The sequence below is a fragment of the Pseudomonas sp. NCIMB 10586 genome (assembly GCF_023127895.1).
Taxonomy (GTDB): Bacteria; Pseudomonadota; Gammaproteobacteria; order Pseudomonadales; family Pseudomonadaceae; genus Aquipseudomonas; species Aquipseudomonas synxantha_A.
In genome coordinates this window covers 16309-32045 of record NZ_SPKQ01000006.1, presented here as the reverse complement: position 1 = coordinate 32045, position 15737 = coordinate 16309, and the positions used below count along the sequence as shown (strand labels likewise).

Annotated in this window: 14 protein-coding genes; 4 read left to right on the top strand and 10 right to left on the bottom strand. The window is 59.5% G+C overall.

Annotated features, from left to right (window positions below; all coding sequences use genetic code 11):
• The first annotated feature begins 197 nt into the window (after positions 1-197).
• A complete protein-coding gene (gene gdhA / locus E4P01_RS01630) occupies positions 198-1535 on the top strand; it encodes an NADP-specific glutamate dehydrogenase (RefSeq protein WP_032879406.1) in 1338 nt (445 codons plus the stop codon).
• On the opposite strand, the gene E4P01_RS01625 is transcribed toward gdhA, so the two are convergent.
• The 5 genes from E4P01_RS01625 to E4P01_RS01605 all read right to left on the bottom strand — a co-directional run bounded on the left by E4P01_RS01625 (position 1532) and on the right by E4P01_RS01605 (position 5458).
• The gene (locus E4P01_RS01625; protein WP_032879409.1) at positions 1532-2029 is read right to left on the bottom strand and encodes a GreA/GreB family elongation factor; all 498 of its coding nucleotides are present in this window, start codon (positions 2027-2029) and stop codon (positions 1532-1534) included. The genes gdhA and E4P01_RS01625 overlap by 4 nt on opposite strands.
• Before the next feature lie 70 nt (positions 2030-2099).
• Complete coding sequence (locus E4P01_RS01620) at positions 2100-2456, bottom strand: hypothetical protein (protein WP_032879410.1); 357 nt, start codon at positions 2454-2456, stop codon at positions 2100-2102.
• A 92-nt stretch (positions 2457-2548) separates the two neighbouring features.
• On the bottom strand, positions 2549-2854 hold the full coding sequence (locus E4P01_RS01615; RefSeq protein ID WP_032879411.1) for a chorismate mutase: 306 nt from the start codon (positions 2852-2854) through the stop codon (positions 2549-2551).
• 169 nt (positions 2855-3023) lie between these two features.
• A complete protein-coding gene (locus tag E4P01_RS01610) occupies positions 3024-4877 on the bottom strand; it encodes a DUF4105 domain-containing protein (RefSeq protein ID WP_216092126.1) in 1854 nt (617 codons plus the stop codon).
• Positions 4878-4969: 92 nt separating this feature from the next.
• The gene (locus E4P01_RS01605; RefSeq protein ID WP_003194274.1) at positions 4970-5458 is read right to left on the bottom strand and encodes a DUF3015 domain-containing protein; all 489 of its coding nucleotides are present in this window, start codon (positions 5456-5458) and stop codon (positions 4970-4972) included.
• 265 nt (positions 5459-5723) lie between these two features.
• On the opposite strand from E4P01_RS01605, the gene E4P01_RS01600 reads away from it, so the two are divergent.
• Positions 5724-8162 carry an ATP-binding protein gene (locus E4P01_RS01600; RefSeq protein ID WP_032879413.1) on the top strand — a complete coding sequence of 813 codons (2439 nt, stop codon included), beginning with the start codon at positions 5724-5726 and terminating at the stop codon, positions 8160-8162.
• 299 nt (positions 8163-8461) lie between these two features.
• Entirely contained in the window at positions 8462-8779 is a 318-nt protein-coding gene (locus E4P01_RS01595) for a hypothetical protein (protein ID WP_005791586.1), read from the top strand.
• 6 nt (positions 8780-8785) lie between these two features.
• Here E4P01_RS01595 and E4P01_RS01590 read toward each other — a convergent pair whose 3' ends face one another.
• Entirely contained in the window at positions 8786-10609 is a 1824-nt protein-coding gene (locus E4P01_RS01590; protein WP_216092125.1) for a hypothetical protein, read from the bottom strand.
• Between the two features lie 162 nt (positions 10610-10771).
• On the opposite strand from E4P01_RS01590, the gene E4P01_RS01585 reads away from it, so the two are divergent.
• Positions 10772-11260, top strand: a complete 489-nt coding sequence (locus tag E4P01_RS01585; protein WP_005791582.1) for a TIGR00645 family protein — start codon at positions 10772-10774, stop codon at positions 11258-11260.
• A gap of 15 nt (positions 11261-11275) precedes the next feature.
• On the opposite strand, the gene E4P01_RS01580 is transcribed toward E4P01_RS01585, so the two are convergent.
• The 4 genes from E4P01_RS01580 to E4P01_RS01565 all read right to left on the bottom strand — a co-directional run bounded on the left by E4P01_RS01580 (position 11276) and on the right by E4P01_RS01565 (position 15596).
• Positions 11276-12709 (bottom strand): glycosyltransferase family 39 protein, encoded by a 1434-nt coding sequence (locus tag E4P01_RS01580; protein ID WP_216092124.1) that lies wholly within the window; start codon positions 12707-12709, stop codon positions 11276-11278.
• A 116-nt stretch (positions 12710-12825) separates the two neighbouring features.
• On the bottom strand, positions 12826-13851 hold the full coding sequence (locus tag E4P01_RS01575; RefSeq protein ID WP_216092123.1) for a hypothetical protein: 1026 nt from the start codon (positions 13849-13851) through the stop codon (positions 12826-12828).
• Between the two features lie 400 nt (positions 13852-14251).
• Positions 14252-14770 (bottom strand): cysteine hydrolase family protein, encoded by a 519-nt coding sequence (locus E4P01_RS01570; RefSeq protein WP_216092122.1) that lies wholly within the window; start codon positions 14768-14770, stop codon positions 14252-14254.
• A gap of 277 nt (positions 14771-15047) precedes the next feature.
• Positions 15048-15596 (bottom strand): cytochrome b, encoded by a 549-nt coding sequence (locus E4P01_RS01565; RefSeq protein WP_078822364.1) that lies wholly within the window; start codon positions 15594-15596, stop codon positions 15048-15050.
• Between the last annotated feature and the right edge of the window lie 141 nt (positions 15597-15737).

Genomic DNA, 15737 nt, shown 5'->3' with positions numbered 1-15737 from the left:
TGCCTGCGATAGCGGTTTAACTATTGGTGCATATCTCGCGTTGAAATCCCTGTTAGAGGGCAAAAATCCTGATTATTTATATCCAATGCACCATTTAAATTCACAAAAGCGACATTTTGCCCTGTCACGGTGCGAAATGAATTGATAAAGTCCGGCTCATTCTCTGTTTAACAACAATCAATTTGCCGAGACTTTTCATGATCGAATCCGTCGAATCCTTCCTGGCCCGCCTCAAGAAACGCGACCCCGACCAGCCGGAATTCCACCAGGCTGTAGAAGAAGTCCTGCGCAGCCTGTGGCCCTTTCTTGAAGCCAACCCCCACTACCTGACCTCGGGCATTCTGGAGCGCATTTGCGAACCGGAACGCGCCATCACCTTCCGGGTATCGTGGGTGGATGATCACGGCAAGGTTCAGGTCAATCGCGGTTTCCGTATCCAGATGAACAGCGCCATCGGCCCGTACAAAGGTGGCTTGCGCTTTCACCCTTCGGTCAACCTGGGCGTGCTGAAATTCCTCGCCTTCGAGCAGACCTTCAAAAACTCCCTGACCTCGCTGCCCATGGGCGGCGGTAAAGGCGGCTCGGACTTCGACCCCAAGGGCAAGAGCGATGCCGAAGTGATGCGCTTCTGCCAGGCGTTCATGAGCGAGTTGTACCGCCACATCGGTGCGGACGTCGACGTGCCGGCCGGCGATATCGGTGTGGGCGCACGGGAAATCGGCTTTCTGTTCGGCCAGTACAAGCGCCTGAGCAATCAATTCACTTCAGTGCTGACCGGCAAAGGCATGACTTATGGCGGCAGCCTGATTCGTCCGGAAGCCACCGGTTTCGGCTGTGTGTATTTCGCCGAGGAAATGCTCAAGCGCCAAGGTCAGCGGGTCGAAGGCAAGCGGGTGGCGGTGTCCGGCTCCGGCAACGTGGCGCAATACGCGGCGCGCAAGGTCATGGACCTGGGCGGCAAGGTGGTTTCCCTGTCGGACTCCGAAGGCACCCTGTACGCCGAAAGTGGTTTGACCGAAGAACAATGGTCGGCCCTGCTGGAGCTGAAAAATGTACAGCGCGGGCGTATCAGTGAACTGGCTGAACGTTTCGGCCTGGAATTCCGCAAAGGCCAAACCCCTTGGGAGCTGGCGTGCGATATCGCGCTGCCATGCGCCACCCAGAACGAACTCGACGCCCAAGCCGCACGCACGCTGTTGCGCAACGGCTGCATTTGCGTGGCCGAAGGCGCCAACATGCCGACCACCCTGGAGGCTGTGGATATCTTCATCGACGCGGGCATCCTGTTTGCGCCTGGCAAGGCGTCCAACGCCGGCGGTGTGGCAGTGAGCGGCCTGGAAATGTCGCAGAACGCCATGCGCCTGCTGTGGACCGCCGGGGAAGTGGACAGCAAACTGCACAACATCATGCAGTCGATTCACCATGCCTGCGTGCATTACGGTGAGGAAAACGGCCGGGTCAACTACGTCAAGGGCGCCAACATCGCAGGCTTCGTGAAAGTGGCTGACGCGATGCTGGCCCAGGGCATCGTCTAAACCTCGGGCTCGATGCTCAGCACTTCGATCAACTGATCGCCTACGGGGCGCTTCCACAGCACCTCGTCGCCCACCTGGGCCCCCAACAAGGCGCGGCCCAGAGGCGAGCCCCAGTTGATCAAACCGGCGTTGGCGTCGGCTTGATCCTCACCTACCAATTGAATGCGCTGTTGCTCGTCCTGCTCATTGGCGAACGTGACCCAGCTGCCGATCTGCACCTTGTCGGTGGCTGTCGCCGGCGCGACCACCTGAGCGCTTTGCACCCGCTGGTTGAAGTAACGCAGGTCCCGCTCAAGATCCGCCTGGCGCTGCTTATCGGCCTGCTCACCCTTGGCGGACTCGGCGCTGTACTCAAGCTGCAATTGCGCCACCTTGGCTTGCAACTGCGCCAACCCTTGCGCGGTCAGGCGGTTGGGCTGTTCGCTGACCTGACGCTCCACCGGCTGATCGGCCTGGGCGGCGGCGTTGTCTTCATTTACAAAAGCTCGGCTCATGGTGTTCTCCCTTTATGGCATTTGGGCCATGTTCGCCGTGCTTTAGTTTCGATGGATGTCTGCAAACGACCTACTGCGAGCGATACGCCTTGGCCGCATCGCGGTCTTTTTCCTGCTGCCACTCGCGCTCGCGGTCGTTGTTGCGGTTTTCCTGGTAGTCGCGCAGTTCTTCGTTCTCACGCATGGCTTTGCACTGGCGAAACCCGTCTTCCCAGCCTTCGGCGTATTGCCGGTCTTTCAAATAGCGTGGAACGTTCTTGCGAAACTCCCCGGTAATCACCCCAGCGGCCTGGCGACCGCTGCTGCAACCGTCGTCAAAGCCGTCAGCGAAGGCGGGTGGATAACCCTTGGCCAGCAACTCTTGGTGAGTGGATTGGCAGCCTGACAAACACACCATTGCACACAGCATTACCGCATACCGCCACATGGCGTACTCCCTGGCCGATTCACGGCTGATAAGGGGAGTCTAGTCAGTGATTTGTGGGGGCGGTGTGAAAGGACGGTGAGAAATGTGTTGGGTTAAAAGGCCTCGTTGACCGTCAGAGCGGCATGTTCAGCCAACTCCTGCTGGATAAACGCCGCAATCATCGCGCGATACACCTGCTCAGTTACCTCTGGGTTAGCGCCTACTACCTCGGACAACCCCCGCACCTTGGCGATCACCTGTTCAACTCGTTGCGGCGCCTTGACGCTATCCGAATCTTTTTTGAAGCGCGCTGCTTGAGATACGTAGTGGCCTCGCTCGGCGAGCAGGGTGACGATTTGTTGGTCAAGGTGGTCGATGTTTTCGCGGACTTCTTCGAGGGTGGTGCAATTAACGGCCATGTTGATAGAGCTCCTATTGGACAGGCAACGCGATGGTTTTGAAAGCATGCGGTCAAGTGTGGGAGCGGGCTTGCCCGCGATAGCGTTGTTTCAGCCTCGTATTCGGTGACTGACACTCTGCCATCGGGAGCAAGCCCCCTCCCACATTTTGATCTTCGCCAGGCCTATGTCAGTAGTGGTACCACTTCACTTCAAGCATCACTTCATTCACAGGCGTGGATAAGTGGCTGTATTCACGCTGCGCACTCAGGCGCAGGCCCAGGTTGCGCGACAGTTCCCACTGCTGGTTGAGGCTGATGCTGCGCCGCACTTCACCATTGGTAAAGAAATCCCCCTTGGCTTCCAGGCTCAGGTTGCCCAGTGGGTTTTTCCACAGCACGCCGGTGTTGAAGCCGGCGGCGGGCGAGATGGCTTCGCTGAAATCGTTGTTGTGTTCCACGCGCACGGTGCCAAGGGCGAAGCCGAGCGTGTCGTCGCTCAGTTGCCAGGTGCCGCCGGCGCCGCCGTTGACGTGGGCGACCAGGGTTTCGTCGTCGTGCTTGCCCGGTACCCGTTCCAGGCCGCCAGTCACTTGCCATGACCAGGGTTGCAGCAGCGCGTTACGCGGCGTCAGCGAGCGGATGGTGGCCAGGTCCAGTTGTTGCAACTGCCAGTGATTGCCTTCGTACTGGCGCAGTTTCATTTGCAGGATTTCGATCTGGGCGCCCAGGGGGAAGCCTTCGGCGTTGTCGTTAAGGTCGTGATAGGCCATGCGCAGGCCATATTCACCAAAAGCTTTGTCGCCACGGGTGCCGATGCCGGCTTGCCAGGTGCGTGACTGGTGGCCGTTTTCCGGCAAACCAGGCGGCGTGATCTTGAGGTCTGGCGCAGGGTTCTGGTTGATCGCGCGCAGCAGTTCGAAGCTACGTTGGGAGCGTGCGGTGTCACGCTCCAGGCCGTTGGCGCGGTAGCGGCCAAGGCGATAGGCGGCATCCACAATCAGTGCCTGGCGATCACGCGCCAGAGCCTTGAAGGCCGGCTCTTGCAGTTGCTTCTGATCGTCGCTGATTTTCAGTACCCATTGCTGCTCATCACTATCCAAAGGTTTAGCGCGTTCGAGCAACTCGCGTTCACGGGAGGGCCGATAGTCGATCTTCTCCACCAAGCCCGCTTCCTTGACGGCCTTGACCGTGTCGGTAGGGATCGCGGTGAGCGGGAATTGCTCGGTCAGGCGCAGGCCGGGGCGGGCCACTTGCAGCAGTTCCAGCAGGCGATAGGAGCAGTTTTCGTCGAAGAAGAAATAGTCGAACTGGATCTGCTTGAGCTCCCACACGTGCTCGACCATGCGCTTGGTCTCGACCTCGGTGAGGTTCAGGCGGTATTCCCATAGGTCGCGGTTTTCCAGGCTGCGGTATTCGGAGAGTTTCTCCTGATAGGGCACCAGGGCGAACAGGCCGGGGTAGCCGCCCATCAGGCCCTTCCAGGCATACAGGATGCTGTTGTCGGAGCCTTCGATATAGGCGCCGAAGTTGATCGCGTAGCTGAGCAGCGCAGTGTTGTTGCTTTGCACATCTGCCTGGTCGATCCGCAGCAAAGTGTGGCCGAACATCGACGACGGGCTGTTGAGATAGGCCGCGGGGAAGATCATCACCGCGCTATGGGGGGCGACGTCCTTGAACCATTGGGTGAATTCTTTGCAGTCCAGGGCGGGCAGGTCAGTCAGGTGCAACTGATCCTTGAGCCAGCGGGTACGTGCGGGGTACACACACTGGGCGTGCTTCTCACCCAGGCTGGCCGGTGCATACAGCGCTTGCACGGTGGCCTTGAGTTCGGCGTCCGGGTGATGGGCGCCGTCGGCGGCGAGGAAGAATTTCTTGTCGCTGACATAGCTGCGCCAGCCACTGATCTTGCCGGCTTCGTAATGCCCCAGCGACAGCCAGAACGGATCATTGGCCAGTTGCTGCAAACGTTGATCGTCGAGGTGCGGTGCCGCATGCAGCGGGGCGCAGGCGAAGAGAGCCAGGCAAGCGAGGCGTTTGAGCATGGGGGCTACTTAAGTCGGACTGAAAAAAAGACCCAAGGGGGGCAGGTCGAAAAAATAAAACCCGCGCCTCGAAAGACGCGGGCGGGTCGAGCTTAAGCCTGGGTAGCGTATTTCGCCAGACGGGCATCGCTTTTCAGTACAGCAATGGTGTTGTTGTGCACGTCGTCAGCGGTCACGTCAGCCTTGCTGAAGATCTGCTGGAAGTGCTCGTGGGTCACGGCCGCGAAGTGATCGCGATCTTCCGGGGCAACACCCAGTACCACGGCATAGGTGGTCAGTGCTTCGCCGTTGCCTTTGGCCATGTCTTCGGACAGCTCGTTCATCATGCCATTCATGGCAATCCAGGACTTGCCGCCGTAGGTCAGGGCGCTGTTGGTGCTGCAACCATTGGTGCCCGAGGTCATGCCGAAGGTGGCGTTACCCGAGGTGCCGTTGGTGGTGGAAGCGAGGAAGTGAGCCGGAGTACCGCGCTGGCCTTCGAACAACATGTTGCCCCAACCGCAGTTCGGGCCACCTGGTGCTTCTGCCATTGCATTGAGGGAGACGACGGTGAAGAGAGTACCAAGAAGGATCCGTTTCATAGCTTTGTTCTCTTTGTGTGCAAACCAATGGACAAGGGTTCAGGTGCTTCTCAGCACCCTAGGGGCCAGTTATTAGTCCAACCCGCGCAGTTTGGAGTTTAGGCACGTTCCTAGGGTTCCGTGTTTTTTTATAAACATTAAGTCTCAGGCGATTTTTTTGTAGGACGCGTGCGGTGGCTATGCTTTCCCGAAAGCGCGCCTTGCCAGAGCGCTCAACCCGGAGCCAGAATGCCCCCATCTGCCCCGCCTGATGTAAGGAAGCCCGATGCCTGATCCTGTTGCTGCCAGCTTGCGTCTAGCGCCCGAAGCGCTGACTCGCCCTTTCTCCGCTGAACAGTTCAGCTTCTCGACCACCAATGATTTGGAGCCCTTTCGCGGTGTGCTTGGCCAGGAACGTGCGGTTGAAGCCTTGCAGTTCGGCGTGGCCATGCCACGCCCCGGTTACAACGTGTTTGTGATGGGCGAGCCCGGCACCGGCCGCTTTTCGTTCGTCAAACGCTACCTCAAAGCCGAAGGCAAACGCCTGCAGACCCCGGCGGACTGGGTCTATGTGAATAATTTCGATGAGCCACGCGAGCCCCGCGCCCTGGAATTGCCGGGGGGCGGCGCCGCGGCGTTTATCGCCGATATCAACGGGTTGGTCGACAACCTCGTAGCCACCTTTCCGGCAGTGTTTGAACACCCCACTTATCAACAGCGCAAAAGCGCCATCGACCGGGCCTTCAACCAGCGCTACGACAAGGCGCTGGATGTGATCGAACGCCTGGCGCTGGAAAAAGACGTGGCGTTGTACCGCGACAGCTCCAACATCGCCTTTACGCCGATGCTCGACGGCAAGGCGCTGGACGAAGCCGAGTTTTCGCAGCTGCCGGAAGCCGATCGCGAGCGTTTCCATAACGATATTTCCGAGCTGGAAGAGCGCCTCAACGAAGAGTTGGCCAGCCTGCCGCAGTGGAAGCGCGAGTCCAACAACCAGCTGCGCCAGTTCAACGAAGAAACCATCACCCTGGCCCTGCAGCCGTTGCTGGCACCGTTGTCGGAAAAGTATGCAGAAAACGCCGGCGTTTGCGGCTATCTGCAAGCGATGCAGGTGTACCTGCTTAAAACCGTGGTCGAGCAACTGGTGGACGACGCCAAGACCGACGCCCAGGCGCGCAAGCTGCTTGAAGAGCAGTACTGCCCGAGCCTGGTGGTGGGTCACCCGGTCAACGGTGGTGCGCCAGTGGTGTTTGAACCCCACCCGACCTACGACAACCTGTTCGGCCGTATCGAATACAGCACCGACCAGGGCGCGCTTTACACCACCTATCGCCAGTTGCGTCCGGGCGCCTTGCACCGCGCCAATGGCGGGTTTTTGATTCTGGAAGCCGAAAAAATGCTCAGCGAGCCGTTTGTATGGGATGCGCTCAAGCGTTCCCTGCAATCGCGCAAGCTGAAGATGGAGTCGCCCCTGGGCGAACTGGGCCGCCTGGCCACCGTGACCCTCAACCCGCAAATGATCCCCTTGCAGGTGAAGGTGATCATCATCGGCTCGCGCCAGTTGTATTACGCGCTGCAAGACGCCGACCCGGACTTCCAGGAGATGTTCCGCGTACTGGTGGACTTCGACGAAGACATCCCCATGGTCGACGAAAGCCTGGAGCAGTTCGCCCAGTTGCTCAAAACTCGTACTTCGGAAGAAGGCATGGCGCCGCTGACCTCGGATGCGGTCGCGCGCCTGGCGACTTACAGCGCACGCCTGGCCGAACATCAGGGCCGCTTGTCGGCGCGTATTGGCGACCTGTTCCAGTTGGTCAGCGAGGCGGACTTCATTCGCCACCTGGCCGGCGACGAAATGACCGATGCCGGGCATATCGAGCGCGCCCTCAAGGCCAAAGCCACACGCACCGGTCGCGTGTCGGCGCGGATTCTCGACGACATGCTCGCCGGCGTCATCCTGATCGACACCGCCGGCGCCGCTGTGGGCAAGTGCAACGGCCTGACGGTGCTGGAGGTCGGCGACTCGGCATTCGGCGTACCGGCGCGGATTTCCGCCACGGTGTACCCGGGGGGCAGCGGCATTGTCGACATCGAGCGTGAAGTCAACCTCGGCCAGCCGATTCACTCCAAGGGCGTGATGATCCTCACCGGATACCTGGGCAGCCGTTATGCCCAGGAATTCCCGCTGGCGATCTCCGCGAGTATCGCCCTGGAGCAGTCCTACGGTTATGTGGACGGCGACAGTGCCTCCCTGGGCGAGGCGTGCACCTTGATTTCGGCCTTGTCGAAGACGCCACTCAAGCAGTGTTTTGCCATCACCGGCTCGATCAACCAGTTTGGTGAAGTGCAGGCGGTGGGCGGGGTCAACGAGAAGATCGAAGGTTTCTTCCGCCTTTGCGAAGCACGCGGGCTGACCGGTGAGCAGGGTGCGATCATCCCTCAGGCCAACGTCGCGACGTTGATGCTCGACGAGAAGGTGCTGCAGGCCGTGCGCGCCGGGCAATTCCACATCTATGCGGTACGCCAGGCCGATGAGGCGTTGAGCCTGTTGGTGGGCGAGGATGCCGGTGAGCCGGACGCCGAGGGGCAATTTCCGGAAGGCACCGTGAATGCGCGGGTGGTGGAGCGTTTGCGGGCGATTGCCGAGATGATCAGCGAAGAAGATCTGAAGGAGGCGGAGAAAGAGCTGGCGCAGCAGGCGTTGGCAGAAGCCAAGCCAAGCTGATCCCTGAAGCTCAATGGGAATCAAATGTGGGAGGGGGCTTGCTCCCGATAGCAGTGGGTCAGTCAAAATTACTTAGACTGGCACACCGCAATCGGGAGCAAGCCCCCTCCCACATTTAGAATTGTTTATGCCACAAAATTGACTCCATTCTCGGGGACCGACGTCCGTTGGTCCCTACAACCTTGGTTTGTGGTGTTTTTCTTCTATTCTCAGAGTCAGGGATATCCACAGGAGTCGCAGGATAGAAACAGCCTCGCCCTGCGCTGGGGCTGAACACCGATCTACCGAGGGGCGCCGCCATGTCGCGCAACCTTTGCCTTACCCGCCAGTGCTTGGGCCTGGTCACCCGTATCGAATGCTCCATTCGCCCCCTCGCCGGGGATAACGGCATGTGGACGCTATTGTTTGCCGCCGGGATGTCGGGCGAGCAGCCTTCCACCATCAAATCCCAGGGCCCGTTCCATGGGCCCTTCGTGGCCGAAAGAATGCTGGGCACCATCGTTGATAGCCTGACCTTGCATGGCTACGAGCAAATGGACGAGCCGCAGATCTGGTGCCTGCACCTGCAAGCTCATCTGCGCCAACTCAATGGCGGCCAGGAGCAGTTGGCCCTTTAGCGCCGGCTATTTGCTCTCTGGTTTGTCCAGCTTGACCTCGAAGCCGTACTGCACGGTGCTCAGGTCGGTGCGCTGGTAACTCTCCAGCGTAGTCGGCTGGCCGTAGAAGTAATGCACGTCGAACAGCGCGGTGCCGTACTCCTCGGCGCGGTGGCTGACATTGAGGATTTCCTTGAGGTAATTGCCGCTGGCGTCCTTGGCGTAGAAGCGCCAGCTGTCGGAGGGGAAGTCCTTTTGATCGACGATCAGCGCGTTGTCCTTCAGCGACAGGCCCTTGGGCAGCTTGGCGACATCAATCACGGCTTTCTCGATAGTCGCCAGGAACAGCGGCACCGAGCCCACCACAAACGCCGGGGTTTCCGGGAACAGGTTGAGGTCGTAAGTCAGTGTGCCGTTTACTGCGTTCAGCTCGAAAGCCTCGGTCGGCAGCTCGATGGGCTCGCCGCGCTCGCCCTTGTCATCGGCGGTGAAGAAGGTGATAGGCGCATCACTGTTGTTACGCTCGGCGCCGACCAGGTCGTCGTTGAAGGTGAAAGGGTGGTCAAAGATGATTTTCGCGGCGCTGGCGTCTTCGGTCGATTGGCTGATGGTCACGCTGCTTTTGAGTTGGTCCTCGGTCATCGAGGCATCTTTGAGCCAGCTGGCGGCGCCGTCGTCATACACCGTGACCGGCATCGGCAGGGCCTGCACCGTGGTTTGCAGGCTGTTCCTGTCGAAGCGTAATACCGGCAGATCCAGGTCTCTGTGGGTAACCGTGGCCTGGGAGAAATCCAGGACATTGACCTGCAGGTTGTCGATCAGCCCGTTGAAATACACCTTGGCGTAATGGCTGGTTTGTTTGTGTTCGAAGGCTTTTTGCTCATCGGTGAGCTGTTTCTCGAAGGCGTCGGACCAGGCTTTTTGCTTGTGCATTTCAGCCAGTTGCTTCTCGTAGAACGCCACTTGCGCGGCACTCTCGTTGATCGAGCCCGAACGGGTCAGAAATTGCCCGGTAGTGTCCCGCGCCTGCACCAGCAAAGGGTTCGGTGATTCGTCGCCCACGTCTGCGGCCAGGGGGGCGCTGTTGGTCAGCTCGATCTCGGCGTAGTTCTTTTCCAGCGTCAGCAGGTTGAGGGTGATGTTGCCCTCGGTGCGTTTATGGCCCACGTCCTTTTTGCTCAGGTCGAAGGTCAGCACCTTGCCCGGTGTGATCACTTCAACCGCGCCCTTGAGGCTGACGGGCTGCGGCTGGCTTTTGTTTTCCGTCTCGATGCCTTCGATAAACGGGTAGGTCACCGTCAGGTCATCGGGGTTGGTGAGGTTGGAGCTGCTGGGGCTCAATTGGATGCCCGGGTCGGTTTCCGACCATTCCGGCTGGAAGGGAATGACTTTGTTGTTGCTCAGTGTCACCGACTGCCATTCCAGGCCATGGGGGAAGGGGAACTGGTCAGGGGCGTTGAAATTGAACGGGAAGACCGGTTGTAAATCCGTCAGATAGTCCGAATGAGAGCTTTTGCGCAGCACGAACAGGCCATTGATATAGGTATCCACCAGTGCCTGGGGCGTGGGGTAGTGCTTGAGCAAGGCCAGGGTGTCTTCGCCGTACTCGGCCTCGATGGGCTTGGTGGCGAGCTTGAGGCGCGCACGTTCCAGCAACAGCAGCGAGCCGCCCAGATCCGCGATGGCATCGCGCAGCTTGGGGTCCTGGATGGTGTCCAGGGACTGTTCGAACTTCGCGGTTTTCTCTTCGAGGGTCGCCTGCTTCTGCTCTTCTTTGGGGGAGCAGCCGCTGGCCATCAGCAACGCCGCACACAGGCCGAGAGTGGCCAAAGGGGATCGCACATCCATCATCTGAGTTTTCCTGTCCGACATCATCGAGCCGAGTTAATGGCCTCGACACTAGCAGAAAAATTCTCTTACAGATGCCACTTGGGTCAGTTTTCTCGCGGTGACAGGGGCCGGGTGGCGGCTGGTATACTCGGCGCCATTTTTAGCCAAGCTGTGTGAGATTCAATGGAACGCTTTATCGAAAATACGATGTACGCCTCGCGTTGGCTGCTGGCGCCGATCTACCTGGGGCTGTCCCTGGGCTTGCTGATACTGGCGCTGAAATTCTTCCAGGAAATCATTCACGTGATTCCCAACATCTTCACCATGTTGGAAGCGGAAGTGATCCTGTTGCTGCTGTCGTTGATCGACATGGCCCTGGTTGGCGGCTTGCTGGTGATGGTGATGATTTCCGGCTACGAGAACTTCGTCTCGCAGCTGGATATCGATGAAAACAAGGAAAAGCTCAACTGGCTGGGCACCATGGACTCTTCGTCGCTGAAGATGAAAGTGGCGGCTTCCATCGTGGCGATTTCCTCCATCCACCTGCTGCGCATCTTCATGGACGCCAAGAACGTCGATCCACAGCACCTGATGTGGTACGTGATCATCCACATGACGTTCGTGGTCTCGGCGTTTGCCATGGGCTACCTGGACAAGCTCACCAAGCACTGATGCCCCGCGCCGGCCTTACTGCTCGACGAAGTAGTAAGGCTGGCGGTTGATCGCCATTTGCTTGATCACCGTGACCGGCTCTTTCAGTCGGTCGGTGTGGTCCGTCAGCGCAACGTTGCCGGGCTTGGCGGTGAGGAAGGCGCGCAACTCGGGTTCGGTCTTGAGGATCGGCAGGTAGGCTTGCAGGTAGAACACGCTGGCGCCGGCGATCCGCTCGTTGGGCTGAAACATCGCCACCGTTCGGCCTTCGTCTTGCAGGGTCTGGACCTGGCTGATCACCGGTACGAATGATTGGCGCACATCGGCTTTTGGTGCAAACCAGAACGCTGCGCTCAGGTAGCAGGCGATGGCCAGGGTGAAAAACCCGCCGATGATCTGGCGGTGGTAGCGGTACAGCGCCGGCTTGCGGTTTTTGGCCCACTCCAGCAGCACCCGCGCATATTCGGCGGCCAACACCGCCGCGGCTGGCGTCAGCGCCATCAAATACACCGTGCGTTTGCTGGAAGCCAGGGTCAGCAGGGTGAACTGCGCCACCAGCCACACGCTGAAAAACAGGCGGTAGCGGTTGCGCACCAGGCTTTTGCGGAAATGCCACAAGCCCAGGTACACCAGGATATTCCAGGGCAGGAAGGCCTCGGGCAGTTTCGCGAGGTAATAGTAGAACGGTTCGTAATGCCCGGCTTCGACAAACGAACCGCTGAAGCGCCCGACGCTATTGGTCCACAACACCTCGCCCACCGCCTGCATCCCACCGCGCTGAAACAGAAACCCCAGCCAGATCAACAGCGGCACCAAGGCCAGCAGCGTGAACAGTGCCGGCTTGAGCCAGTCGCCGATGCGCAGGCGTTTATCCATCAGACTGGTACTGAGCAGGTACACAAAGATCACGATCCCCGGCAGCGCCAGGCCCAACACACCCTTGCTCAGGGTGGCGATGACCATGCCAGCGGTAAACAACGCCCACGCCCACACACTGGAGCTGTCGCGCTCGGGCCGCACAGCCTGGTAGAACCCCAGCAATGCCATGGTCACACCGAGGCTGAGCAACGAATCCTCACCCACCCCCCGCACATTGCCCCAGTAACTGGCCATGGTCGCCAGAATCAGTGCGGCACTGAACGCCAGCGTCTGCGGCCGCTTGAAGCGACGCAGCATCCCGTACAGCAGCATCACGCTGAACAACCCGGCAAACGCCGACGCTAGGCGCACCGCCCCGGTGCTGGCGCCGAACAAGCGAATCGCACCGGCATCCAGCCACAGGCTCAGGGGTGGTTTTTCCAGGAAGGGTTCACGAAACAGGCGCGGCACCACCCAGTCATCGTCCAAGTGCATTGCCATGGCGATCCCGGACACCCGGGCCTCGGTGGAGCCTTGCAGCTCGTGGTTGCCAAGGGCGAAGAAGAACAACAGACCAGCAAGCAGGAGCAGCAGGGGAGCGGGACGCGTCATGGAATCTGGCTACCGGGGCATGAGACCGATCGGGCGACCGGTCATGGGTAGTCAGGGAGTATACGAGCGCGATTCTTAACCTTTGGTGAACGGCCGTGGGGTTTTTCTCCGGCGGATCAAGGCAGTTTCAAGCTGGGCACTGCCGCTTTGCCTTGTGCGGTCAGCACCGGCTCCAACTGCTCCCAGGTAAAGGCCAAGTCGTTGTCGCAGCCGTCACCATTGGCAGGTGTCGAGAGTTGCAGGCCCTGGGTGTTGAAGCTGAGGTGAAAGTTGGAGTAATCGGTGATCGCGGGGCAGCCCTCGTCGGTGGTGGTTTGCTTGGCCAGCCAGGTACTGAAGGCGGCCGGCAGCTTCAAGTGGCCGGAATAGGCGTCATACCATTGCTGATGGCCGCCGAGCCAGGTCCATGGGTCAACCGATTCACCGGTTTGCAGGTTCCAGGAGTGCAGGCCCCAACTGATGCCCATGGCGCCTTGGCCTGCGGCCCAGCGGTAGAACCGCACGGTGAGAAATTGCGATGACCAATAGGCGGGCTCAACCTCGATCTCACTGGTATAGACCGAGCCGTTTCGACCCAGGTATTCACGCCGCTCATAAAAATAGTCGGTTAGATCTTCGTCATTGACGGCCAGAGCGGCGAGTTGCTGGTTGATCTTCTGCACCGCCGGGCTGTCACCCTCCAGCTTGAGCGTGACGCGGGGGCCTTGGGTCTTGAGCAGGTAGGGATGGTTGTGGAAAGTCTTCTTCTCAGTCTTGATCGGCAGCGGCGCGGCTTCCATGGGCGCGTTATAGGCATCGCTGCCGCAGCCGTCCGTGCCGATGCGACGCAGGGCCAGTGGCAGCGGCGTACCGCCATCGATTTTGCTCCAGGCACCCGAAAGGGTATCGGCCTGAGGTTTTTGCAGGGCCCAGAAACCGGTGTTTCCTTCCTCTACCCAAGGGGCGTTGTCGTTGGCCTGGGTCAGTTGAATCGGGGTACGGATGCGCTGGTAGTAATAACTGCCATGCTCCCCGTCGGCGCCGTTGAAACAGACGGTGATAGCGGACTTGCCCAAGGTGCCTTGCCAGACCCCATCCAGCTCGGCAGCGGTGGCGAATGAAGGGATGAAGGCGAGGGCGATGACGGCGAAAGGCTTGAGCACGGGTATCTGACTTCCGATTGTCTGATAAAGGCCGTCAGGGTAATGGGAAGTATGAGGGGATGCCAGCGGGCGAGGTGGGCGTTGAGGCTTCTCGCCCTTTTTATAGGGTGGCGACCGTACGCGGGTTAGCAGACCAGGAATCAAGGAGCCCGGCGCACCCGAAAGTGCCCCACGCACAGCCGCCATGATACGAACCAGCGGATGCTGAAAGCATCGCTCGAACGGATGGTGGCTTTGCAGGCCTTGATATCAACCGAGCTGCTAAACCCGGTCGCTGATTTTGCAGCGACAGGGGAAGGCTAGGCTTGTTGGTTGGGGTGCGCCAGTTCACCGACAGCGCGGCATCTTGCAGGAAAGTTCCGAAGCCCGGCCCTGTTGACCTCCCCGTCGTCAGGCTCTGTTAAAAGCTCCAGTCCTCAGCCTGAACCAACTGGCAGAACGGCCCGTTGAGCGTGGCATTGTGATGAGCCACGATGGCCTCGGCTTTCATCAAGGGCGTATCAGAACAGGTATGACCGTCGGCGATAAGCACCGCATCGAAGCCAAGATCACGCGCGGCACGGCAGGTGCTGTCGACGCAGTATTGCGTTTTCATCCCAGTGACTACCACGCCGGTGGCGCCGCTGGAGCGCAGATGGTCAGCCAGGTCAGTCATTGCAAAAGCGTTAGGCCGGCGCTTTTCGAACACCACTTCTTCACCCTGCAACTTCAGTTCCTCTGCAATCAGCGTAAGCGGGCTGCCTGGTTCGATTGGCGAGCCAGCGGGGCCGATGTGGCGAGCGAGAAAAATCGGCGCGCCTGCGCTACGGGCCTTGCCCATCAGGGTGTTGAGCGTTTCCAACAGCTCGTCGCAGCGCCAGGGTTTCTCCGGGCCGTGGATGAGTCCGACTTGGATGTCCAGTATCAACAGGGCGTACATGGGTGCATCTCCTTGCGTGTGAACCAGCGACACAAGGGCATAAAAAAGGCCCTGTCCATCGCTGGCGGGCCTTTGAAATTCGTTTGCTAGTGGCTCACGAAACCTCGCACGCTCCGCTTGAAGCGGTCGTGGTGGTGGTTGTCGAGGTGAGGCAAGAGGTAGTCATGCATCGACACTAGCAATATCGCCGCGGGCTGACAAGGCAGAAACCTGGGCGGGGCACCGGGGTAATCTGAATAGGCCAGCCGTGTACGATCAGGCACCTCGCGGCGGTTCGTCATGACTTTCGCTCAATCAACATCCTTTCCAGCGTGTTGTCCTTCATCCAATAGTGATGGAACAGCCCCGCTGCCGCATGCAAACCAATCAACCAATACCCCGTAGTGCCGATCAGCTCATGCCAGTACTTGAGCTGTTTGGCGAAGTCCGGGTCGACGGCTACCGGTGCCGGCACGTGAAAGCCGAAGTACGGGAACGGTTTGTCGCCAGCGGCGAGCATCAGCCAGGCGAGAATAGGCGTGGCGATCATCAGCCCGTAGAGCGCAAGGTGTGTCAGATGCGCGAGAGCGGTCTGCCAGGCCGGTGGTTTTGGGGTGATCGGTGGCCGTGGGCTTAGGCGCCCGAGCAGACGAACCCAGACCAGGGCGAAAATGCTTGTACCAAACAAGCCGTGAAACCCCATGAGCAAACCCCGCGCTTCGCTGCCTTTGGGCAGATAACCCTTGATTTCGACACAGGCATAAACGCCGATGAACAGCGCCAGCATCAGCCAGTGCAGGGTTATTGAAAGCTTTCCATATCGGGTGACGACGGTGTCGCGGGTCATAAAAAGCGCCTCTTGATTATTGTGATGGACGGTCGATCCGGTTGCCTTGAACCGGCCACGTCACCCTGCTCGTGCTGTCTTAAGAGAGTCTGAAGATCGACTCTCAGGTTGACCTTCTTTCACCTTCAGACTTCGTTAAGA

What these genes read in the sequence shown, in the direction of transcription:
- gdhA (WP_032879406.1), top strand. Translation starts at nt 198, where the DNA reads ATGATCGAATCCGTCGAATCCTTCCTGGCCCGCCTCAAGAAACGCGAC.
- E4P01_RS01590 (WP_216092125.1), bottom strand. Translation starts at nt 10,609, where the DNA reads ATGATGGATGTGCGATCCCCTTTGGCCACTCTCGGCCTGTGTGCGGCG.
- E4P01_RS01620 (WP_032879410.1), bottom strand. Translation starts at nt 2,456, where the DNA reads ATGTGGCGGTATGCGGTAATGCTGTGTGCAATGGTGTGTTTGTCAGGC.
- E4P01_RS01565 (WP_078822364.1), bottom strand. Translation starts at nt 15,596, where the DNA reads ATGACCCGCGACACCGTCGTCACCCGATATGGAAAGCTTTCAATAACC.
- E4P01_RS01600 (WP_032879413.1), top strand. Translation starts at nt 5,724, where the DNA reads ATGCCTGATCCTGTTGCTGCCAGCTTGCGTCTAGCGCCCGAAGCGCTG.
- E4P01_RS01615 (WP_032879411.1), bottom strand. Translation starts at nt 2,854, where the DNA reads ATGGCCGTTAATTGCACCACCCTCGAAGAAGTCCGCGAAAACATCGAC.
- E4P01_RS01580 (WP_216092124.1), bottom strand. Translation starts at nt 12,709, where the DNA reads ATGACGCGTCCCGCTCCCCTGCTGCTCCTGCTTGCTGGTCTGTTGTTC.
- E4P01_RS01585 (WP_005791582.1), top strand. Translation starts at nt 10,772, where the DNA reads ATGGAACGCTTTATCGAAAATACGATGTACGCCTCGCGTTGGCTGCTG.
- E4P01_RS01625 (WP_032879409.1), bottom strand. Translation starts at nt 2,029, where the DNA reads ATGAGCCGAGCTTTTGTAAATGAAGACAACGCCGCCGCCCAGGCCGAT.
- E4P01_RS01595 (WP_005791586.1), top strand. Translation starts at nt 8,462, where the DNA reads ATGTCGCGCAACCTTTGCCTTACCCGCCAGTGCTTGGGCCTGGTCACC.
- E4P01_RS01605 (WP_003194274.1), bottom strand. Translation starts at nt 5,458, where the DNA reads ATGAAACGGATCCTTCTTGGTACTCTCTTCACCGTCGTCTCCCTCAAT.
- E4P01_RS01610 (WP_216092126.1), bottom strand. Translation starts at nt 4,877, where the DNA reads ATGCTCAAACGCCTCGCTTGCCTGGCTCTCTTCGCCTGCGCCCCGCTG.
- E4P01_RS01570 (WP_216092122.1), bottom strand. Translation starts at nt 14,770, where the DNA reads ATGTACGCCCTGTTGATACTGGACATCCAAGTCGGACTCATCCACGGC.